Source organism: Nocardia otitidiscaviarum (assembly GCF_007362295.1).
GTDB lineage: Bacteria > Actinomycetota > Actinomycetes > Mycobacteriales > Mycobacteriaceae > Nocardia > Nocardia otitidiscaviarum.
Genome location: NZ_CP041695.1, coordinates 3,853,504 through 3,875,218, shown reverse-complemented (window position 1 = coordinate 3,875,218; position 21,715 = coordinate 3,853,504). Strand labels below are relative to the sequence as shown.

At 69.5% G+C, this 21,715-nt stretch carries 18 protein-coding genes; 14 read left to right on the top strand and 4 right to left on the bottom strand.

Annotated elements, in window-relative coordinates; all coding sequences use genetic code 11:
* Window positions 1-7: 7 nt before the first annotated feature.
* The 5 genes from ribH (at window position 8) to FOH10_RS17095 (ending at window position 5,312) form a co-directional block, all read left to right on the top strand.
* Window positions 8-487 carry a 6,7-dimethyl-8-ribityllumazine synthase gene (ribH, locus tag FOH10_RS17115; RefSeq protein WP_143981492.1) on the top strand — a complete coding sequence of 160 codons (480 nt, stop codon included), beginning with the start codon at window positions 8-10 and terminating at the stop codon, window positions 485-487.
* A gap of 361 nt (window positions 488-848) precedes the next feature.
* Window positions 849-1,337, top strand: a complete 489-nt coding sequence (locus FOH10_RS35715; RefSeq protein ID WP_244961249.1) for a PH domain-containing protein — start codon at window positions 849-851, stop codon at window positions 1,335-1,337.
* Between the two features lie 119 nt (window positions 1,338-1,456).
* Window positions 1,457-1,756, top strand: coding sequence for an ArsR/SmtB family transcription factor (locus FOH10_RS17105; RefSeq protein ID WP_029924481.1), 300 nt, complete (start codon window positions 1,457-1,459; stop codon window positions 1,754-1,756).
* 92 nt (window positions 1,757-1,848) lie between these two features.
* Window positions 1,849-3,693, top strand: coding sequence for a phosphoenolpyruvate carboxykinase (GTP) (locus tag FOH10_RS17100; RefSeq protein ID WP_244961248.1), 1,845 nt, complete (start codon window positions 1,849-1,851; stop codon window positions 3,691-3,693).
* On the top strand, window positions 3,582-5,312 hold the full coding sequence (locus FOH10_RS17095) for a SulP family inorganic anion transporter (protein ID WP_425326087.1): 1,731 nt from the start codon (window positions 3,582-3,584) through the stop codon (window positions 5,310-5,312). Before FOH10_RS17100 ends, FOH10_RS17095 begins: the two co-directional genes overlap by 112 nt.
* Before the next feature lie 19 nt (window positions 5,313-5,331).
* On the opposite strand, the gene FOH10_RS17090 is transcribed toward FOH10_RS17095, so the two are convergent.
* Window positions 5,332-7,284: a gamma-glutamyltransferase family protein gene (locus FOH10_RS17090; RefSeq protein ID WP_143981488.1), complete on the bottom strand. Its 1,953-nt coding sequence runs from the start codon at window positions 7,282-7,284 to the stop codon at window positions 5,332-5,334.
* A gap of 249 nt (window positions 7,285-7,533) precedes the next feature.
* Between FOH10_RS17090 and FOH10_RS17085 the strand changes: the two genes are divergently transcribed.
* Complete coding sequence (locus tag FOH10_RS17085) at window positions 7,534-9,003, top strand: amino acid permease (protein WP_143981487.1); 1,470 nt, start codon at window positions 7,534-7,536, stop codon at window positions 9,001-9,003.
* A gap of 231 nt (window positions 9,004-9,234) precedes the next feature.
* Entirely contained in the window at window positions 9,235-9,753 is a 519-nt protein-coding gene (locus tag FOH10_RS17080; RefSeq protein ID WP_029924486.1) for a hypothetical protein, read from the top strand.
* Between the two features lie 100 nt (window positions 9,754-9,853).
* Here the strand turns inward: FOH10_RS17080 and FOH10_RS17075 are convergent, their stop codons facing one another.
* A complete protein-coding gene (locus tag FOH10_RS17075) occupies window positions 9,854-11,518 on the bottom strand; it encodes an FAD-binding dehydrogenase (RefSeq protein WP_143981486.1) in 1,665 nt (554 codons plus the stop codon).
* Between the two features lie 131 nt (window positions 11,519-11,649).
* On the opposite strand from FOH10_RS17075, the gene FOH10_RS17070 reads away from it, so the two are divergent.
* A complete protein-coding gene (locus tag FOH10_RS17070) occupies window positions 11,650-12,861 on the top strand; it encodes a winged helix-turn-helix domain-containing protein (RefSeq protein ID WP_143984151.1) in 1,212 nt (403 codons plus the stop codon).
* A 161-nt stretch (window positions 12,862-13,022) separates the two neighbouring features.
* Here FOH10_RS17070 and FOH10_RS17065 read toward each other — a convergent pair whose 3' ends face one another.
* Window positions 13,023-13,364, bottom strand: a complete 342-nt coding sequence (locus FOH10_RS17065; RefSeq protein ID WP_039814955.1) for a hypothetical protein — start codon at window positions 13,362-13,364, stop codon at window positions 13,023-13,025.
* A 113-nt stretch (window positions 13,365-13,477) separates the two neighbouring features.
* The gene (locus FOH10_RS17060) at window positions 13,478-13,942 is read right to left on the bottom strand and encodes a winged helix-turn-helix transcriptional regulator (RefSeq protein WP_143981485.1); all 465 of its coding nucleotides are present in this window, start codon (window positions 13,940-13,942) and stop codon (window positions 13,478-13,480) included.
* An 89-nt stretch (window positions 13,943-14,031) separates the two neighbouring features.
* Here FOH10_RS17060 and FOH10_RS17055 point away from each other — a divergent pair, with 89 nt between their 5' ends.
* From FOH10_RS17055 to gap, 6 genes are all read left to right on the top strand, one after another.
* Window positions 14,032-15,258, top strand: coding sequence for an MFS transporter (locus FOH10_RS17055; protein ID WP_244961247.1), 1,227 nt, complete (start codon window positions 14,032-14,034; stop codon window positions 15,256-15,258).
* 10 nt (window positions 15,259-15,268) lie between these two features.
* Window positions 15,269-17,449: an excinuclease ABC subunit UvrC gene (gene uvrC, locus FOH10_RS17050; RefSeq protein WP_143981483.1), complete on the top strand. Its 2,181-nt coding sequence runs from the start codon at window positions 15,269-15,271 to the stop codon at window positions 17,447-17,449.
* 119 nt (window positions 17,450-17,568) lie between these two features.
* The gene (gene rapZ / locus FOH10_RS17045) at window positions 17,569-18,525 is read left to right on the top strand and encodes an RNase adapter RapZ (protein WP_039814952.1); all 957 of its coding nucleotides are present in this window, start codon (window positions 17,569-17,571) and stop codon (window positions 18,523-18,525) included.
* On the top strand, window positions 18,522-19,568 hold the full coding sequence (locus FOH10_RS17040; protein WP_143981482.1) for a gluconeogenesis factor YvcK family protein: 1,047 nt from the start codon (window positions 18,522-18,524) through the stop codon (window positions 19,566-19,568). Before rapZ ends, FOH10_RS17040 begins: the two co-directional genes overlap by 4 nt.
* On the top strand, window positions 19,559-20,542 hold the full coding sequence (gene whiA, locus FOH10_RS17035; protein ID WP_029924495.1) for a DNA-binding protein WhiA: 984 nt from the start codon (window positions 19,559-19,561) through the stop codon (window positions 20,540-20,542). The genes FOH10_RS17040 and whiA overlap by 10 nt, the downstream gene beginning before the upstream one ends.
* A 151-nt stretch (window positions 20,543-20,693) precedes the next feature.
* Window positions 20,694-21,713: a type I glyceraldehyde-3-phosphate dehydrogenase gene (gene gap, locus FOH10_RS17030; protein WP_143981481.1), complete on the top strand. Its 1,020-nt coding sequence runs from the start codon at window positions 20,694-20,696 to the stop codon at window positions 21,711-21,713.
* Window positions 21,714-21,715 lie beyond the last annotated feature (2 nt).

Sequence of the window (21,715 nt, the reverse complement as noted above, 5' to 3'; positions counted from 1 at the left end):
AGAACCGTTGAGTGGAGGCGGGGTTCCGACGTTCGAACTCTCGGACGCCAAGGACCTGAAGCTGGCCATCGTCGCGTCGCGCTGGCACACCGAGATCTGCGACGCCCTGGTCGCCAACGCGGAACGGACCGCGCGCGAGGCCGGGACCGCCGAGATCACCGTGGTGCGCTGCGCGGGCGCGATGGAACTGCCGGTGGTGGCGCAGGCGCTGGCCCGCTCCCATGACGCGGTGGTCGCGCTCGGTGTCGTGATCCGTGGGGAGACACCGCATTTCGAGTACGTGTGCGATGCGGTGACCGCCGGGCTGACCCGGGTGTCGCTGGACGAGAGCACCCCGGTCACCAATGGCGTGCTCACGGTGAACACCGAACAGCAGGCCCTCGACCGGGCGGGGCTGCCCGGGGCCAGCGAGAACAAGGGCGAACAGGCCGCGGCCGCGGCCCTCGACGCCGCGCTCACCCTGCGCGCCCTGCGCCAGACCGTCTAGTCCGATGCCTGTCGTACGGATCTGGCGGCGGGGCGGCGAGGAGCCGCCGCGCCGACCCGAGCGCGAGGATCGTTCCGCGACAGGCGAACCGGCGGCCGCGTCGCGACGCGGGTCCGAGGCGGCGACCGATGGTTCCGCGCCCGACACGGAGTCGCCAGGGCCTGAAACCGCGCCGCCCGCACCTGACGCCGCGTCGTCCGCACCTGACGCCGCGCCGCCCGCACCTGACGCCGCGTCGGCGGGGTCCGGTGCCACGTCACCTGCGGACGCCGCGTCGGCGGGACCCGGTGCCGCACCATCCGAATCCGAATCCGGCTCCGTGTCACCGCGATCCGAGACGAGCTCCGAGGAGTCGGCACCCGTGCCCACGACATCCGACATCGCCGCCCCTGCCGCTGCCGACTCCGAGTGGGATCTCGAGGTGCGGCCCCGCCGGTCGACCCGCAACGCGCGGATCGTGGCGGCCGTCCTGGTCGTCGTATTCGGCGTCGCGGGCGTCTTTCTGCGCAACGGCTCCACCGGCGTGAACTTCCGGGTGGTGGACCAGGTCGCCGTCGTGGCCATCGGACTGCTGCTCGGCGGCGGCGTGCTGCTGTTGACCCGGCCGCGGCTGCGCGTCGGAGCGCGCGGAGTGGTGGTGCGCAATATCGTGGGCGACAGCGAATTCCGGTGGCAGGACATTCGCGGGGTGTCGTTCCCGGACAAGAAGGCGTGGCCGCGCCTGGAGCTGGTCGACGACGACTACGTGCCGATTCTCGCCATCCGCGCCAATGACGGCGAGCGCGCGGTCGCGGCCATGGATCGCTTCCGGGAGCTGGGGGCGAAGTACTCGGCCGCGCCACCCGCCTGATCCGCTGCTTCAGCTGTTTGCTAAACTCTGCAAGCAGCAGGTCGGTCGTCCGCGCCGATACCGCCACCAGCGGAAGGATTGGTTCGGAAGTGCCAGGACTGAAAAGGCCGCTGTACCAGATGAAAGCGGACTTCTTCAAAACGCTCGGTCACCCCGTGCGCATCCGCGTGCTCGAACTGCTCAGCGAGCGTGAACACGCGGTCTCCGAAATGCTGCCCGAGGTCGGGGTGGAACCCGCCAACCTCTCCCAGCAGTTGTCGATCCTGCGCCGGGCCGGTCTGGTCACCGCCCGACGCGAGGGCCTGTCGGTCACCTACTCCCTGACCTCGCCCGAGGTCGCCCAACTCCTCGCTACCGCCAGGGCCATCCTGACCGGTGTGGTGGCGGGTCAAGCCGAACTGCTCGAGCCACCCGCCTAGTCGCTGTCCCGGTCGTCCCGATGCGCACTCCCGTGTCCACTGATTGCATAGTTTCGCAACTATCTACCTAGTCACATTCGAAGGAGATCCCGTTGACCGTCTTACCCGCCTTCGTGTCGGCCGCGCCGACCACGCACCGCGGCATCCTCGACTGGGTGGGCGAGGTCGTCGCGCTCACCGCGCCCGATCACGTGGTCTGGTGTGACGGCTCCGCGGCGGAATGGGATCGGCTCACCGCCGAACTGGTGCGGCGCGGCACCTTCGTACCGCTGCCGGCCACCCCCAACTCCTTCTGGTGCGCCTCCGACCCCGAGGACGTCGCCCGCGTGGAGGATCGCACCTTCATCTGCTCCGAGCGCGAATCCGATGCCGGTCCCACCAACAACTGGATGGACCCGGTGGATATGCGCACCGTCATGACCGAGCACTACCGGGGCGCGATGGCCGGACGGACCCTGTACGTGATCGCCTTCTGCATGGGGCCGCTCGACGCCGCCGAGCCGAAATACGGTGTGCAGATCACCGATTCGGCCTACGTCGCGGTCTCCATGCGCATCATGACCCGCTCCGGCACGCCGGTCTGGGAGCGGCTCACCGACACCCGGGACTTCGTGAAATGTCTGCACTCGGTCGGCGCTCCGCTGGCCGCCGGGGAGCCGGATGTGCCGTGGCCGTGCGACCGGACCAAATACATCGCGCACTTCCCGGAGACGCGCACCATCTGGAGCTACGGCTCCGGCTACGGCGGCAACGCCCTGCTGGGCAAGAAATGCTTCGCGCTGCGCATCGCCTCGGTCCTGGGTCGCGACGAGGGCTGGCTCGCCGAACACATGCTCATCCTCAAACTCACCTCGCCGCAGGGGAAGACGCACTACATCGCGGCGGCCTTCCCGTCCTCCTGCGGCAAGACCAACCTCGCCATGCTGGAACCCGCGCTGCCGGGCTGGCGGGCCGAAACCGTCGGCGACGACATCGCGTGGCTCCGGTTCGGGGCCGACGGTCGGCTGTACGCGGTGAATCCCGAGGCCGGATTCTTCGGTGTCGCACCGGGAACCGGCGCGCGCACCAACCCCAACGCCATGGCCACCATCGCGCGCGGCAACACCATCTTCACCAATGTGGCGCGCACCGACGACGGGGAGGTGTGGTGGGAGGGCATGACCGACGAGCCGCCCGCCCATCTCGTCGACTGGCGCGGGCGGGACTGGACCCCGGAGAGCGAAACCCCGGCGGCCCATCCCAATTCGCGCTACTGCACGCCGATCGAACAGTGCCCCACGGTGGCACCCGAGTGGGACGATCCGGCGGGGGTGCCCATCTCGGCCATCTTCTTCGGCGGGCGGCGCGCGAGCACCGTGCCGCTGGTGACCGAATCGTTCGACTGGACGCACGGGGTCTTCCTCGCCTCGGTGCTGTCGTCGGAGACCACCGCGGCGGCCACCGGCGCCATCGGCGTGGTGCGCCGCGACCCCATGGCCATGCTGCCGTTCCTCGGCTACCACGTGGGCGACTACTTCGCGCACTGGCTGTCGCTGGCGCAGCGGGAGGGGGCGCGGCTGCCGAAGATCTTCCAGGTCAACTGGTTCCGGCGCAGCGACGAAGGAGCCTTCCTCTGGCCGGGGTTCGGCGACAACGTGCGGGTGTTGCAGTGGGCGCTGGAACGTCTCGACGGCACCGCCGAGGCGGTGACCACGCCCATCGGCTACGTGCCCACCGCCGACGCGCTGAACCTGGACGGCCTCGACGCGGTGCACCGCGACCGGGTGCCCGCCGCGCTGGCCGTCGACAAGCGGGAGTGGGTGGCCGAGCTACGGCTGATCGACGAGTGGTACGCGACTATCGGCGGCAACCGGCTGCCCGAGCCGTTGCGTGCACAGCTCGCGGCGCTGAAGCTGCGCCTGGCCGACTATCGCGGCGACGACGCCACGGTGAACTGACCGTGCGGTCGCTGCTCCCGGTCCGATCGGATTGGGCTCCGGCCGTGAAAGCTCCCGGTGCGGACCTGCTGGCGGGATTGATCGTCGCGCTGGTGGCATTGCCGTTGGCGCTGGGTTTCGGGATCAGCTCCGGACTCGGCGCGGCGGCGGGGCTGGCCACCGCGGTCATCGCGGGCGCACTCGCCGCGGTGTTCGGCGGCTCCCGCTTCCAGGTATCGGGTCCCACCGGGGCCATGACCGTCGTGCTGGTGCCCATCGCGCACCAGCACGGCGCGTCGGGCGTTCTCATGGTCGGCCTGCTGGCGGGCCTGCTGTTGGTCGCCATGGCCGCGGCCGGGGTCGGCCGGGCGGTGCGCTTCGTCCCGGCACCGGTGATCGAGGGCTTCACCGCCGGAATCGCGGTGGTGATCGCATTGCAGCAGGTGCCCTCCGCACTCGGCGTCGGCGAACTCGACGGTGAGCGGGTGTGGCAGGTCGCCGTCGCGGCGGTGCGCGCGTACGCCGCGCATCCGGTGGCGGCCGCGCCGGTGACGGCGGTGGTGGTCGCGGCGGTGATCCTGTTGGGCGGCCGGTATCTACCCAAGCTGCCGTTCGCGCTGGCCGCGGTCGGCGCGGCGACGCTGGTAGCCGAGTGGACGCACCTGGACATCGTCCGCATCGGTGCGCTGCCCACCGGGTTGCCCGCTCCCACGCTCGAATTCGTCGATCCGGATCGGCTCGGCGCACTGCTCGCGCCCGCCTTGGCGGTCGCCGCGCTCGCGGCGCTGGAATCGCTGCTGTCGGCGACGGCCGCCGACGCCATGGCGGTCGGCACCCGGCACGATCCGGATCGCGAACTGCTCGGGCAGGGGCTCGCCAATATCGCGGCCCCGCTGTTCGGCGGCGTCCCGGCCACCGGGGCCATCGCCCGGACGGCGGTGAACGTGCGCTCCGGGGCGCGGACCCGGCTGGCCGCGCTCACCCACGCCCTCATCCTGGCGGGCATCGTGTACGCCGCCGCGCCGCTGGTGGAGCGAATTCCGGTGGCGGCCTTGGCCGGAGTGCTGCTGGCCACCACCGTGCGCATGGTGGAGACCGCCTCGCTGGCCGCGATCGCCCGCGCCTCGCGCGGCGACGCGGTCATCATGGCGGCCACCTTCGCGGTGACGGTCGCACTCGATCTGATCACCGCCGTGGCGGTCGGCGTCGGTATCGCCGCGATACTGGCACTGCGGTCGATCGCCCGCGAGGCCCGGCTGTCGCAGGTGCCGCTGGACGACTCCGACCACCTCGCGGAGGAGCACGCGCTGCTGCACGACCACATCGTCGCCTACCGCCTGGAGGGGCCGCTGTTCTTCGCGACCGCGCACCGCTTCCTGCTGGAACTGGCCGAGGTCGCCGACGTCCAGGTGGTGGTGCTCCGGATGGCGCATCTGACCTCGCTGGACAGCACCGGCGCGCTGGTGCTCGCCGATGCCGTCGGGAAGCTCGAGCATCGCGGCATCACCGTACTGCTGTCGGGGCTGCGCCCCGATCACCGGCGTCGGCTGGCGGCGGTGGGGGCGCTGCCCGCCGATGAACGGATCTTCGACACCACCACGGCCGCCATCGATTGCGCCCGAGCGCGGGTGACGGCGTGACCGGTGTGCCGCGACCGGGTCAGCGGTTGTCGCCCATGACCGCGCCCTCGCGGCGGGGGTCGGCGCCGCCGATCCAGCCGTCGCCGTCGCGGGTCAGCGCGGACAGGCCGCTGGTCTGCGGTGCCACCGAGACGGTGTGGCCGAGTTCGCGCAGGCGTTGGACGAGCGGGTCGTTGTCGCCGTCGGCGTCGACGGCCGGATGCTCGCCGCCGACATTGGTGGTGGGAGTGTTGCCCGCGCCGAAATCGACCGCCGAGACGGCCTGCTGCGGATCCAGGCCCCAATCCAGCATGGCCACCAGGGTTTTCACCACGAACTGGATGATGAGGGAGCCGCCGGGAGAGCCGGTGACGTGGGTGAGCCGTCCGCGCTCGCCGTCGGCGGCGCGGTCGAAGACCAGGGTGGGGGCCATGGAGCTGCGGGGGCGCTTCCCGGCGTCGATGCCGTTGGCCACCGGGAGACCGTCCTCGCCGAGCGGGTCGGCGGCGAAGTCGGTGAGCTGGTTGTTGAGGATGAAGCCGTCGACGAGATGGAAAGAGCCGAAAGCGGATTCGACCGTGGTGGTCATGGACGCGGCATTGCCGTAGCTGTCGATGACGGAGATGTGGCTGGTGCCGTGCTCGGGCGGCTGGGGGCCGGTGCCGAGCGGGACCGGTCCGAAATCGCCGGGCTGCGCGGTGCCCATGCTGCGGCCCGGATCGATGAGACCGGCCCGCTGCCGCAGATAGTCCGGATTCACCAGGGTCTGCGGGGTGTTGCCGGGCAGCGGCACGAAATCCGAATCCGCGATGTACTTGTTCCGGTCGGCGTAGGCGAGCCGTTCGGCCTCGGAGATCAGGTGCACCGCTTCGGCTTTCGGCTTGCCGCCGTCGAGCGCGGCATTCCCGCCGTCGAGCTGGTCGGGCCGCAGGGCGGGCAGTTCGAAATTCGACAGGATGCCCAGGGTGGCGGCCACGGTGATGCCGCCCGAGGACGGATTGGGGAAACCGCACACGATGTGCTCGCGATAGGGCGTGCACAGGACGGTGCGCTTCTTCGGCTGATATCCGGCCAGATCCGCCAGCGACATCAGACCCGGGGTGCGGCCGCCGTCGGTCGAGGCCACCGCGTCGACGATATCGGCGGCGATGGCACCGGTGTAGAACGCTTCCGCGCCGTCGGCGGCAATCGCGTTGAGCGTCTTGGACATCGCGGGATTGGTGAGGTTGGTGCCCGCGGGTTTGGGGCTGCCGTCGGGCTGCAGGAAATATGCGCGGGCATTCTCGTCGCGGGCCAGATCGTCCGCCGACTCCGCGATCTGGCCCGCCAACCGGGGGCTGATGGCGAAGCCCTGATCGGCCAGGGCGATGGCGGGATCGAACAGCTCCCGCCACGACTGTTTGCCGTGCTCGCGGTGGGCGAGCTCCAACATGCGCAGCACGCCCGGGGTACCGATGGAACGCCCGCTGGCGCGGGTGGACGGCTGCGGTTCGGTGCGATCGGTGTCGCTGATCCACCGCAGATAGTTCTCGGTGGCCGCCGCGGGCGCGGTCTCACGCCCGTCGTAGGCGTCCACGGTCCCGGTGGCGGCGTCGTAGTAGAGCAGGAACGCCCCGCCGCCGATCCCCGACGCCTGCGGTTCCACCAGCCCCAGCACGGTCTGCGCCGCGATCAGGGCGTCGGCCGCGGTGCCGCCGTCACGCAGCACCCGGCAGGCCGCGTCGGTGGCGAGCGGATTGGCGGTGGAGACGGAGAACGTCGCCGTGCGCACCGGCGTCATCCCGGTGCGATAGCCGGAGGCGATCTCGGGATTGGTGCTCAGATTCGTGGTGGTCGTGCCGGGTGCGGCGCGGGCGGTCAGCGGGGTGCCGTTGGCACTCGTCACACAGGTGCCGTCGGCCTCGTTCTCCGGGCCGGTCGTACAGGCCGTGACCAATCCGAGCAGGAGCAACAGGGCGGCGGCCGCGCCGCTCCAGTTCCGCGTACGCCTCATGATCGGACTCTAACGCCGGGCGGCGCGGTGGACGGGGCTTTCGCGGCGGATGGCGAATAAGCGTGCCCCGTCGGGGGAGGCCAAAGTTGAGCGTCCTCGAAGCAACCTGTAAGACAGGTAGGTGGCGAACCGTGGAAATGCCGCTGGAAACCATAATCCGCCCCGGTCGGGACGGCGATGTGGTTCTCGGTAAATGGCAAGGTATCGTCACAACGCCTCACTACACGATTGCGGAGGGTTAACCGGCGTATGACCGAGATCCGGACACAGGCCACCAACCTCACGGCGGAGGACTCCGGCTATCACAAGAGCCTCAAGCCGCGGCAGTTGCAGATGATCGCCATCGGCGGCGCCATCGGCACCGGCCTGTTCCTCGGCGCGGGCGGTCGCCTGCACAGCGCCGGACCGTCGCTGTTCCTGGTCTACCTGGTCTGCGGCATTTTCGTCTTCTTCATTCTGCGGGCGCTCGGCGAACTGGTGCTGCACCGACCGTCGTCGGGCTCCTTCGTCTCCTACGCGCGGGAATTCTTCGGCGAGAAGGCGGCTTTCGTCGCCGGGTGGATGTATTTCCTGAACTGGTCCATGACCGGCATCGTCGACACCACCGCCATCGCGACCTATCTGCACTACTGGGGGCCGTTCCAGCCCGTCGCGCAGTGGGTGCTGGCGCTGGGCTCGCTGCTCATCGTGCTGGGCATCAATCTGGTGTCGGTGAAGTGGTTCGGCGAGATGGAGTTCTGGGCCGCCATGATCAAGGTGGCCGCCCTGGTCAGCTTCCTGGTGGTGGGCACCATCTTCTTCGCGGGTCGCTTCGAGGTCGACGGCCAGCCCACCGGGTTCGGCATGGTCGATGCCGCGGGCGGCTGGTTCCCGACCGGCGTGCTGCCGCTCATCACGGTCACCTCCGGCGTCGTATTCGCCTACGCCGCCGTGGAAATGGTGGGCATCGCCGCCGGTGAGACCGAGAATCCGGCCAAGATCATGCCGCGCGCCATCAATTCGGTCATCATGCGCATCGCGGTGTTCTACTGCGGTTCGGTGATTCTGCTGGCCCTGCTGCTGCCGTATACCGCATACCAGGCGGGCGAGAGTCCGTTCGTCACGTTCTTCGGCAAACTCGGTGTGGCGCACATGGGTTCGATCATGAACTTCGTGGTGCTCACCGCCGCGCTGTCCTCGCTCAATGCCGGACTCTATTCGACCGGGCGCATTCTGCGTTCCATGGCCATGAACGGCAGTGCGCCGACTTTTACCGCGCGCATGTCCCGCAGCGGTGTGCCCTACGGCGGTATTCTGCTCACCAGTTGTATCGCGCTGTTCGGCATCTGGCTGAATTACGTCGTGCCGTCGCAGGCATTCGAAATCGTGCTGAATGTGGCGTCGCTGGGAATTCTGGCGTCGTGGGCCACCATCGTGCTGTGTCAGCTGAAGCTGTACCGCTGGTCGCAGGAGGGGCGCGCCGAGCGCCCGGCGTTCCGGATGATCGGCGCGCCCTGGACCGGCATCCTCACCCTGGTCTTCCTGGTCGGTGTGCTGGTGCTCATGGCCTTCGACTACCCGGTCGGCACCTGGACCGTCGCCAGTCTCGCCATTATCGTCCCGGCGCTCGCCGTCGGCTGGCTCGTCGCTCGCAAGCGGGTGCTGGCCATCGCCGCGGAGCGGGCCGGGTACACCGGTGAATATCCGGTGCTGCCACCGATTCCGCTGGACGACAAGTAATCTCGCCGATTTCCGGCAGGCCGGGCGAAAACAGCTCGGGACCAGTGCTTTTCGCGGCCGCGCACGATAATCGTGCGCGGCCGCGCTGTGTGCTGGGACACAGTGGGGGCGGGCTGTGGCCATGGTCATAACTTGGCCGCCGCGATTGTCGGATATCGAAACGGTTGGTTAGCGTCGGATTGCGCGTTCGCAGGGGGCGCGCAATGGATGGATGCTCGATGAGGAGTAGCTGTGACTGCGCATTCGGCTGTCGTCGATGAGGTGGAAGCCGATTCGACCGATGCGGACAAGGGTACTCCCGCAGCGTTTTTCGAACGTGTCTCCGGCGCACTGGGGATCGCGCTCCGTGATCGTTCCGAGATCGGCGACGCATTGCGCGCCGAAGTGCCCGCGAAGGTGCGTGAGGCCCGCTACGCGGCCTGGGCCACGGCCGGTTTCGCCGTGCTGCACTGCCTGCTCGCCATTCCCGACGGCGTGCTCTCGGTACTCGGCAGCGGCGGGCACTTCTTCGCCGCCTGGCTGACCGGGGCGATGGCGGTGCTGTTCGGCATTCGCTCGCGCTGGGTCTGGATCGGTGCGCTGGCGGTATCGAGCCTGCAGACCTTCCTGGGGGTGTTCACGCTGTTCTCGACCGAATTGCCCACGGGGGTAGGGCCGTTCATCGTGCTTGCCGGCATCATGGCCTCGGGCGTCGTACTCGCGCTGCTGCTGCGGCGCGACGTCTACGCCTGGTTCGCCGCCACATCCTGAGTCGACCCCGGTGCGCCGGACGGCGCGCCCGAGGATGATCGGGTCGCGCCGTCGCTCGATCGGCTGTGCGGCGGCCGATTCGGGGCATCGGCCGCGACGATCAGGACAGGGTGCGGGCCAGTGCCCGCCCGGCGGCGCGGCCCGAGAAGATGCAGCCGCCGAGGAAGGTGCCCTCCAGGGCGTTGTATCCGTGCACGCCGCCGCCTCCGAAGCCCGCCACCTCACCGGCTGCGTACAGTCCGGGGAACGGGGTGCCGTCCGGGCGCACGACCTGTGAGTCGAGATTGGTCTGCAAGCCGCCCAACGTCTTTCGGGTGAGGATGTTCAACCGCACCGCGATGAGCGGGCCGTGTGCGGGATCGAGGATGCGGTGCGGGGTCGCCACTCGACCCAGTTTGTCGCCGAGGTAGCGCCGCGCATTGCCGATCGCCATCAGCTGGGCGTCCTTGCTGAACTTGTGCTCCACATCCCGGTCGCGGGCGACGATCTGGCGTTCCAGGTCGGCGAGATCGAGCTGCGGTCCCCGGGCGATCTTGTTCATACCCTGCACGAGTTCGGCCAGGGTGTCGGCGACCACGAAGTCCGCGCCGTGTCGTTTGAACGCCTCCACCGGCCCCGGTGCGCCCTTGGCGACCCGGCTCTTGAGGGTGAGTTTGAGATCCTTGCCGGTGATATCGGGGTTCTGCTCGGAGCCGGAGAGCGCGAACTCCTTCTCGATGATCGACTGGGTGAGGATGAACCAGGAGTAGTCGTAGCCGGTGGACAGGATCTCCTTCATGGTGGCATTGGTGTCGAAACCGGGGAAACACGGTGCGGGCAGCCGCTTTCCGGTGGCGTCGAACCACAGCGAGGAGGGGCCGGGGATGATGCGGATGGCGTGATCGGGCCAGACCGGATCCCAGTTGTGGATGCCCTCGGTGTAGTGCCACATGCGATCCCGGTTCACGATGCGGCCGCCCGCGGCCTCGGTGATGGCCAGCATGCGACCGTCCACATGCGCCGGGACGCCGGAGATCATGTGCTCCGGGCAGGGTCCGAGCCGATCGGTGGGCCAGTTGCGGCGGATCAGTTCGTGATTGTGGCCGATGCCGCCGGAGGTGACGACCACCGCCTTGGCGTGGAACTCGAACTCGCCCACCACCTCTCGTGACGAGGCCACGCCGCGCTCGGCATCGCTCGGGGCGAGCAGGCTGCCGCGCACGCCGGTGACGGCGTCGTCGCTCAGCACGAGATCGTCCACCCGGTGCCGGAAGGCGAATCCCACCTGGCCGCGGCGCTCGGCCGCCAGCACCGGTTCGGCGAAGACACGCACCACTTCGGGGCCGGTGCCCCAGGTGAGATGGAAGCGCGGCACCGAATTGCCGTGGCCGTCGGCGGTCGCGCCGCCGCGTTCGGCCCAGCCCACCAGCGGGGTCACCCGCAGGCCGAGGTCGTGCAGGTACTGGCGTTTCTCGGTGGCCGCGAACTCGACGTAGGCGCGCGCCCACTGCCGGGCCCAGTGGTCCTCGTCCTCGCGGTCGAATCCGGCCGCGCCCTGCCAGTCCTGCCAGGCCAGTTCGAGTGAATCCTTGACCCCGAGCCGTCGCTGCTCGGGGGTGTCCACCAGGAACAGTCCGCCCAGCGACCAGAACGCCTGTCCGCCCAGATTGGCTCGGTTCTCCTGGTCCAGCACCAGCACCCGGCGGCCCGCCTGGACCAGCTCGTAGGTGGCCACGAGGCCGGCCAGCCCGGCGCCGACCACGATCACATCCGGATTCTCGATCATGCCCTGTCCTCGGTCGTAGAAGTTCGATACACGACTGTATCGAACCAGGTTAGCCCCGGTGGTAGGGATGCGGGTAGGGATTGCCGGAGCGAAGATGTCGGTGGGGCGTGGCAAGGTGGCGATCTGTGCCCATGACCGTCGCCACCGCTCGCCGCATCGCCCTCGCCGCACAGGGTTTCGCCGCCGCCCGGCCCACCGGCGCGCCCACCCGCCGTGCCGTGCTGCGCGCCATGGAACACACGCGACTGCTGCAACTGGATTCGGTGTCGGCGGCCGTGCGCGCCCACTACGCCCCGGTGTTCAGCCGGATCGGCGGCTACGACCGGGACCTGTTGGACGCGACGGCGTGGAGCCACACCGCCCGCAGGCCGCGGCGGCTGGTCGAGTACTGGGCGCACGAGGCCGCGCTGCTGCCGGTCGAGGACTGGCCGCTCCTGCGGTGGCGGATGGAGCAGTACCGCAACGGCCGCTGGGGCGGGGCGCAGCAGGTGTTCGCACGCAATCCGACCCTGGCCGACGACGTGCTCGGGGTCCTGCGCGAATTCGGGGCGTGCACGGCCGGTGAGGTGGAGAAGCATCTGGAGCTGGATCGTCCACGGGCCAAGGATCATTGGGGCTGGAATTACAGCGACACCAAGGTGGTCTGCGAGGCGCTGTTCGCCTCCGGCGAGGTGTCGGTGGACAAGCGCGTCGGCTTCCAGCGCTACTACGATCTCACCGAACGCGTCCTCCCCGCCGATGTGCTGGCCCGGCGGATCGACGAGGCCGACGCGGTGCGCGAACTCGTGCGCCGGGCCGCCGCCGCACACGGCATCGGCACCGAAACCGACCTACGCGACTACTACCGCCTCACCCGCCGCCAGACCGAACCCGCCATCGCCGATCTCCTCGACGCGGGCGAACTCGAACAGGTCACGGTCGCGGGGTGGGACAAACCCGCCTACCTGCACCACGCCGCCCGCACCCCGCGCCGCGTGACCGGCGCGGCCCTGCTGTGCCCCTTCGACCCGCTCATCTTCTTCCGCCCCCGCACCGAACGCCTCTTCGACTTCCACTACCGCATCGAGATCTACACCCCGGCCCACAAACGCGTACACGGCTACTACGTCTTCCCCTTCCTCCTGGACGGCGAACTCGTCGGCCGCGTCGACCTGCGCGCCGAGCGCGCCACCGGCCGCCTCCTGGCCCCCGGCGCCTTCACCGAACCCGGCCGTGACACCGCGCGCATCGCGGCCGAACTCGCCAAATCACTGCGCGAGATGGCCGACTGGCTCGACCTCGACACGGTCGAGGTGGGGGAGCGCGGCGACCTCGCACCCGCACTGGCCGCGGCCGTGCGCTAGGTCGGTGGCGCGGCCGTCGACGTCGGGCGGCCGCGGCCGGTGCCGTCGTCTTCCGGATCGCCGACCGCCGCGGCCGCACCCGCCCCGGCCGTCGGCTGATTCGGCGCGGTCGCGATGGGCGGGAACGGGCGAGCGTCTGTCGCCGGGGCGGCGTGCGGCGGTCAGACGCCGTCGGTCCAGGCGTCGAGGGCGATGCCGCGCTTGGATTCGCCGTTGCAGGTGAGGGTCATGGGGGCGAACGGGCGGGCGGAATCGCTGACGATGAAGGTGGGTGCCTGCTGTCCGTGGCCGACGGCGCGGGAACCGAGGCAGCGCACGATGCCCACGTACCAGACATCGTCCGGGCAGGTGAAGGTGACGCTGTCGATACTCGGCCGGTCGATCCGGCAGCCCACGCCCGCGGCCGAGGCGGGTGCCGCCATGGCGGCCAGTCCCGCGGCGGTGAGCAGGACCGCGGAGCCGATGGACAGCGTCCGACGGTGCGGGCGAAGACGGTTCATCATGGTGAAACTCCCTCGAATCGACCGGTGGTGCTCTGGAACTCCCACCCCATACTGACGTCGGTCGGTACTTCGGAGTGGGAGCCACGGCGGATGCGTCACTCGGCGCGCCGCGCTCACTCGGCGCGCTCACCCACCTTGCGCACCCGGGTGGTCGCCGCGGACACCGGGACGCCCGCCGCGTTCTCGGCCCGCAGCGGCGCGACCGCCCCACCGTCGAGGTCCACCAGTGTCGAGTGAGCTTCCCCGCTGTCGAAGGCATGCCGCTCGCCCCACTGCCGCAGCGCCACCACGACGGTGAACAGATCCTGTCCAGCGGAGGTGAGCGCATAGCTGTGCCGCTTGCCGCCGGGTGCGGTGCTCGTGGTGAGAACGCCGTGGTCGACGAGTCTGCGCAGGCGGTCGGTGAGGATGTTGCGGGCGATGCCGAGGCGTCGCTGGAACTCGGTGAAGGTCGCGGCGCCGTCCATGGCGTCGCGCACGATCAGCAGGCTCCACCGATCACCCACCAGATCGACGGTCCGGGCGACGGGGCAGGTGGGATCGGTCCACCGGTGGTCGGAACGCGGCGTCGCGGTCATGAACCCTCCCAATCGGTTGCAATGTGAAACCGATACTACCTATGCTCAAACGGTTTCATATTGCTACTAATCGAGGAGGCGTAGTGGCCGTGGGAGGAGCGACGAGAGAGCGGCGTTTCGTCCTGGCCCTGGTGTGCGCGGTGGCCGTATCCACCGTCTACGCGATACAGCCGGTGCTGGAGTCGGCGGGCGCCGACCTCGGCATGTCGCACGAGTCGGTGGGTGCGCTGGTCGCGGCCGGGCAGATCGGCTACTTCGTCGGCCTCGTCCTACTGGTTCCGCTCGGCGACATGATGAATCGTCGTCGGCTCATCGCCGGTCAGCTGCTGCTCACCGCGGTCGGGACCGCCGTCGTGGCCGTCGCGCCGACCGGCGTCGTCGCACTGGCGGGGCTGGCGTTCGCGGGTCTGTTCGCGGTGGTGGTGCAGGTGACCGTCGCGTACGCCGCGGCGGTCTCCGCGCCGGGCGAGCGCGGCCGCACCATCGGGGCGGTCACCTCGGGCGTGGTGATCGGCATCCTCGGCGTCCGCGTCCTCGCGGGCGCGCTGGGCGACACCGTCGGCTGGCGGGCCGTCTACGCGGTGCTCGCCGTCCTGTGCGTGACGCTGGCGATCGTCGTCCGCGCCACGCTCGACGCCGATCGCCCCGCCTTCGCGGCGCGCTACGGGCAGGTGCTGGCCTCGATGGGACGGCTCGCCCGCACCGATCGGCTGTTCCTGAGCCGGGGGCTCATCGCGCTGTTCCTCTTCGCCTCCTTCGGCACCCTGTGGAGCGGGCTGGCGCTGCCGCTGGGCGCGGCGCCCTGGCACCTCGGCACCACCCAGATCGGTCTGTTCGGGCTGGCCGGACTGGCCGGTGCGCTCGGTGCCGCCCGCGCGGGCCGGTGGGCCGATTCCGGTCACGCGCACGCGATCACCGGAGCGGCGCTGGTGCTGCTGGCCGCCTCCTGGCTGCTCATCGCCCGTACCGAGGCGACGCTGTGGCCGCTCGTCATCGGTGTGGTCGTACTCGACTTCGCCGTGCAGGTCGTCCATGTCGGCAACCAGCACCTGCTGACCGCGGCGCGGCCGGATCGGACCGGCGTCGTCATCGGCGGCTACATGGCCTGCTATTCCCTGGGCTCCGCGCTGGGGGCGGTCACGACCACCTGGGCGTACGGCACCTGGGGCTGGTCCGCTTCCTGCGGTCTCGGAGCGGCCTACGCGCTGGGCGCGCTGCTCGTCTGGGCGCTGGCCCGGCCGGTGGCGGGGTCGGGCGCTGTCGCGACCGCCCCGGTTCGGGCCGAGGCGTCGTGTGCTGTCGGACCGGATCAGTAACCTTGGTGCCGTGGCAGATCCCGCGACGTACCGGCCCGCCCCGGGCACCATTCCTGTCGAACCCGGCGTGTACAAGTTCCGGGACGCGCACAAGCGGGTCATCTACGTCGGCAAGGCGAAGAGCCTGCGCAGTCGGCTCAACTCCTATTTCGCCGATGTGGCGTCACTGCATCCGCGCACCCGGCAGATGGTCACCACCGCCGCCAGCGTGGAGTGGACGGTGGTGTCCACGGAGGTGGAAGCCCTTCAGCTGGAATACAACTGGATCAAGGAGTTCGATCCGCGCTTCAATGTGCGCTACCGGGACGACAAGTCGTATCCGGTGCTGGCGGTCAGCCTCGACGAGGAATATCCGCGGGTCTTCGTGTACCGGGGCGCGCGCAAGAAGGGGGTGCGCTATTTCGGGCCGTACGCGCACGCCTGGGCCATTCGCGAGACGCTGGATCTGCTGCTGCGGGTGTTCCCGGTGCGCACCTGCTCGAATGGAGTCTTCAAGCGGCACAACCAGATCGGGCGACCCTGCCTGCTCGGCTACATCGACAAGTGCTCCGCGCCGTGTATCGGCCGGGTGAATGCGGCCGAGCACCGGCAGATCGTGGAGGACTTCTGCGACTTCCTCTCCGGCAAGACCGACAAACTCCTCAAGGACCTCGAGAAGCGCATGCACGCCGCGGCCGAGGAACTCGACTTCGAGACCGCCGCGCGGCTGCGCGACGACGTGCAGGCGCTGCGGCGGGCACTGGAGAAGCAGGCCGTGGTGCTCGGCACCGGCACCGACGCCGACGTCGTCAACTTCGCCCTCGACGAACTCGAGGTCGCGGTGCAGATCTTCCACGTGCGCGACGGGCGGGTGCGCGGGCAGCGCGGCTGGGTGGTGGACAAATCGGGTGACGCCCTCGACCTGAGCTGGTCGGGCCCGGAGGCGGCAGGCCGCGCAACCACGGAGGGCTCCGACTCGGGTCGTCGCGGACACGGCGGTGTGGCGGCCGGGGGAGAGCTGCCGGCGCTGGTCGAGCAGTTCCTCACCCAGTTCTACGGGGAGCAGTCGGCGGTGGCCGCCCAGTCCGGTGACGAGCATCCCGGTGCCGTGGTCCCGCGCGAGGTGCTGGTTCCGGCCCTGCCCGGCGACGCCGAACAGGTGCAGCAGTGGCTGTCGGGCCTGCGCGGTTCGGCGGTGCAGCTGCGGGTGCCCCAGCGTGGCGACAAGAAGGCCCTCGCGGAGACCGTGCAGCGCAATGCCATGGAAGCGCTGGCCCAGCACAAGCTCAAGCGCGCCGGCGACCTGACCGCCCGGTCGGCGGCATTGCAGGGCATTCAGGACGCCCTCGATCTGGACAGCGCCCCGCTGCGCATCGAGTGCGTGGACATCTCCCATGTGCAGGGCACCGATGTGGTGGCCTCGCTGGTGGTGTTCGAGGACGGGCTTCCCCGTAAGTCGGAGTACCGCCACTACGCCATCAAGGAGGCGGCCGGGGAGGGGCGCTCCGACGATGTGGCCAGCATCGCCGAGGTGACCCGGCGGCGTTTCGCCAAACTGCGCCGGGACCTCGATGCCGCCGCCGCGTCGGAACTCGAATCCGGCACCGAGACAATCGATTCCAGTCTGCCCGGCATCGACCCGAAGACCGGTAGGCCGCGCCGCTTCGCCTACCCGCCCAACCTGTACGTGGTCGACGGCGGCGCCCCCCAGGTCAACGCCGCCGCCGAGGTGCTCGACGAACTCGGCATCACCGACGTCGCGGTGATCGGTCTGGCCAAACGCCTCGAGGAGGTATGGGTGCCGAACGAGCCCGACCCGGTGATCATGCCGCGCACCAGTGAGTCGCTGTACCTGCTGCAGCGGGTGCGCGACGAGGCGCACCGCTTCGCCATCACCTTTCACCGCAGCAAGCGCTCCCGCCGCATGACCGAGTCCGCCCTCGACGCGGTGCCGGGTCTCGGTTCGACCCGCAAAACGGCGCTGGTGACCCACTTCGGATCGGTCGCCAAACTGAAGCAGGCTACGGTGGAGGAGATCATCGAGGTCCCGGGCATCGGCGTGGCGACGGCCACGGCGGTGCTGTCCGCCCTGCGCGGCGACCGCGACCAGGAAGTCGGCGACCAGGAAGGGGCCGACCGGGAACGGTCCGGCAGGGAACGGTCCGGCAGGGAACGGCGTGACCAGGAAATACGTGTCGGCGACGCGGAATAGCCCACCCGAAAGGGACACGCCCGGCGTGACGGCCGCCGCACATCGGCGTGTCGCAATGCCCGATCGGTGATCGGTGCAGCATGATCGAGGCAACGCCCAGACACGAACCCCGGTAGGACATGACGCGCGTCGAATCCAGTAGTACAGCGGACAGTGCCCCGACGACAGCAACCCCCGACGATGTTCCCGCCGCGCCCGTCGAGGTCGTCATCGTCACCGGACTATCCGGTGCGGGCCGCGGCACCGCGGCCCGCGTGCTCGAGGACCTCGGCTGGTACGTGGCCGACAATCTGCCTCCCGAGCTGATCGCCCGGCTGGTCGAACTCGGTGCCTCGGCCGAACCACCCATTCGCAAGCTGGCCCTGGTCATGGATGTGCGCAGCCGGTTCTTCACCGGTGACCTCTCGGCCGTGACCGAGCAGTTGCGCGGCGCGGGCGTGCGCACCCGCATCCTGTTCCTCGAGGCGTCCGATGATGTGCTGATTCGACGTTTCGGCTTCGCCCGCCGGCGGCATCCTCTACAGAGTGAGAGCGCTGACGGCACGCTGTCCGAGGGCATCGCCGCGGAACGGCGTCGGCTGGCCTCGGTCAAGACCGCCGCCGACGTGGTCATCGACACCACCGCGCTGTCGGTGCACCAGTTGCACCGGCGGCTCGAGGAGGTCTACGGCGGCGGTACGCCCACCGCCCTGCAACTGACCGTCCAATCGTTCGGTTTCAAGTACGGAGTTCCCCTGGACGCGGACATGGTGTTGGATGTGCGTTTTCTGCCCAATCCACATTGGGTGCCGGAACTCCGCGAACAGACCGGACAGGACGCCGAGGTGAGCGAGTATGTGTTGGCGCAGCGGGGCGCGCGGGACTACCTGAGCACCTGCCGGCACCTCATCGACCTCACCACCGACGGCTACCGTCAAGAGGGGAAGCGATACATGACCGTGGCAGTGGGCTGCACCGGCGGCAAGCACCGCAGCGTGGCGATAGCGGAGGCGCTGGGCGGACTGCTCGGTGACGACGTCGACAACGGTTCGGTGGACGTGGTCCGCGTGGTGCATCGGGACCTGGGGCGAGAATGAGCGGGCGGGAGACGAACCCGGCGATCGCCGCGCTGGGTGGTGGACACGGGCTGTACGCGACCCTGACGGCGGTCCGTCGGCTCACCCGCAAGATCACGGCGGTGGTGACGGTCTCCGACGACGGTGGCTCATCGGGCCGGCTGCGCGCCGAGTTGGGCATGCTGCCCCCGGGGGATCTGCGCATGGCCCTCGCGGCGCTGGCCGAGGAGCCCGACGGCGTCTGGGCGCGCACCGTGCAGCACCGCTTCGGCGGGACGGGCGCGCTGGCCGGGCATTCGGTGGGCAATCTGATCCTGGCGGGCCTCACCGAGGAGCTCGGTGATCCGGTCGCGGCGCTCGACGAGGCGGGAAGAATTCTGCGCATCACAGGCAGGGTGCTACCGATGTCGCCGCTCGCGCTCACCATCGAGGCGGATGTGGCGGGGTTGGAGGCCGATCCGCGCGTGAGTCGCTGCATCCGCGGTCAGGTGGCGGTGGCGACCACGCCGGGCAAGGTGCGACGTGTCCGATTGATCCCGTCCGACCCGCCCGCGTGCCCGGAGGCGACCTCCGCGATCGAGCACGCGGATGTCGTCGTTCTGGGCCCCGGCAGCTGGTTCACCAGCGTGATTCCGCATGTGCTGGTGCCGGAACTGCACGATGCGCTGGTGCACACGCGGGGTCGGAAGATCTTGGTACTCAACCTCGCCGCCGAACCGGGCGAAACGGCCGGATTCTCCGCGGAGCGGCACCTGCATGTATTGTCCCAGCACGCACCGGATTTCACGGTCGACGATATTGTGGTCGATTCCGGCTCCGTACCGGAGGGTAGGGAACGCGAACATGTGGCAAGAGCTGCCGAACAGCTGCGAGCACGAGTAACCTTCGCTGATGTCGCCGAGGCGGGGACGGACCGGCACCACCCCGGAAAGCTTGCCGCCGCATTGGATCAGGTGATCCGGCAGCCTCGGCCGGAACTGGCAGGGCTTCGAAGCGAAGGACGGCGTATGGGCCAGCACGTGCGGTCCGGGTTGGGTGGAAAGGAGCGCGTCTCGTGGCGATGACAGCGGAAGTGAAGGACGAGCTGAGCCGACTCACCGTGTCACAGGTGAGTTCGCGCAAGGCCGAGTTGTCCGCACTACTCCGGTTCGCCGGTGGACTGCACATCGTGGGCGGTCGGGTGATCGTCGAAGCGGAGGTGGACATGGGTTCCATCGCGCGTCGGCTGCGCCGCGAGATCTTCGAGCTGTACGGCTACGGCTCGGATGTGCACGTGCTCGGCGCGGGCGGACTGCGCAAAACCTCCCGGTATGTAGTACGAGTTTCCAAGGAGGGCGAGGCGCTCGCCCGGCAGACCGGATTGCTGGATGTGCGCGGTCGGCCGGTGCGGGGTTTGCCCGCGCAGGTGGTCGGCGGCAGCATCTCCGATGCCGAAGCGGCCTGGCGCGGAGCGTTTCTCGCGCACGGGTCGCTCACCGAACCGGGGCGCTCCTCGGCCCTCGAGGTGAGCTGCCCGGGACCGGAGGCGGCGCTGGCGCTGGTGGGCGCGGCCCGGCGGATGGGCATCTCCGCCAAGGCGCGCGAGGTGCGCGGCACCGATCGCGTGGTGGTGCGCGACGGTGAGGCCATCGGCGCGCTGCTCACCCGGATGGGCGCACAGGACACCCGATTGACCTGGGAGGAGCGGCGGATGCGCCGCGAGGTCCGGGCCACCGCCAATCGCCTGGCGAATTTCGACGACGCCAATCTGCGCCGCTCGGCCCGCGCCGCCGTGGCCGCCGCGGCGCGGGTGGAACGCGCGCTGGAGATCCTCGGCGACGACGTGCCGGACCATCTGGCCGCCGCGGGCAAGCTGCGCGTACTGCACCGGCAGGCGTCGCTGGAGGAGTTGGGTCAGCTCGCCGATCCGCCCATGACGAAAGACGCTGTGGCGGGACGGATTCGCCGACTGCTGTCGATGGCCGACCGCCGCGCCAAGGAGCTGGGCGTCCCCGATACCGAATCCGCCGTCACCGCCGAACTGCTCGAGGACGCGTGAGACGGACCGTTCGGTAGCCGGTGCGTTCGCCGAACACCCCCGGTCGGGATGGGAGTTCACATCCCCGGGGGTGTTTCTGTGATGTTCCCCGCCGGGTTTAGGGTTAGTAGGCAACGGAAAAGATTCCGCGACACAACTGAGGAGCGATAACGTGACTGTCCGGGTAGGCATCAACGGCTTCGGCCGCATCGGACGTAACTTCTTCAGGGCGGTCGAAGCGCAGAAGGCGCTCGGCACCACCGACATCGAAATCGTCGCGGTCAACGACCTCACCGACAATGCGACGCTGGCCACCCTGCTGAAGTACGACTCGATCCTCGGCCGGCTGCCGCAGGACGTCTCGCTCGACGGCGATGACACCATCGTGGTGGGCGACCAGCGCATCAAGGCGCTGGCCATCAAGGAGGGCCCGGCGGCGCTGCCGTGGGGCGACCTGGGCGTCGACGTGGTCGTGGAGTCCACCGGCATCTTCACCGACGCCACCAAGGCCAAGGGGCACCTGGCCGCGGGCGCGAAGAAGGTCATCATCTCCGCCCCGGCCAAGGGCGAGGACATCACCATCGTCATGGGCGTCAACGACGACAAGTACGACGGTTCGCAGAACATCATCTCCAACGCGTCCTGCACCACCAACTGCCTCGGTCCGCTGGCCAAGGTGCTGCACGACTCGTTCGGCATCGAGCGTGGCCTGATGACCACCATCCACGCCTACACCCAGGACCAGAACCTGCAGGACGGCCCGCACAGCGATCTGCGCCGTGCCCGCGCCGCCGCCCTGAACATCGTGCCCACCGGCACCGGCGCCGCCAAGGCCATCGGCCTGGTGCTGCCCGAGCTGCAGGGCAAGCTGGACGGCTACGCGCTGCGCGTGCCGGTCCCGACCGGTTCCATCACCGACCTGACCGCCGATCTGCGCACCGCCGCCTCGATCGACGAGATCAACGCCGCCATGAAGGAGGCCGCCGAGGGGCCGCTGAAGGGCATCCTGAAGTACAACACCGATCCGATCGTCTCCTCCGACATCGTGACCGATCCGCACTCCTCCATCTACGACGCGCCGCTGACCAAGGTCATCGACGGCCAGGTCAAGGTCACCTCGTGGTACGACAACGAGTGGGGCTACTCCAACCGTCTGGCCGACCTGATCGGCCTCGTCGGCAAGTCGCTGTAAAC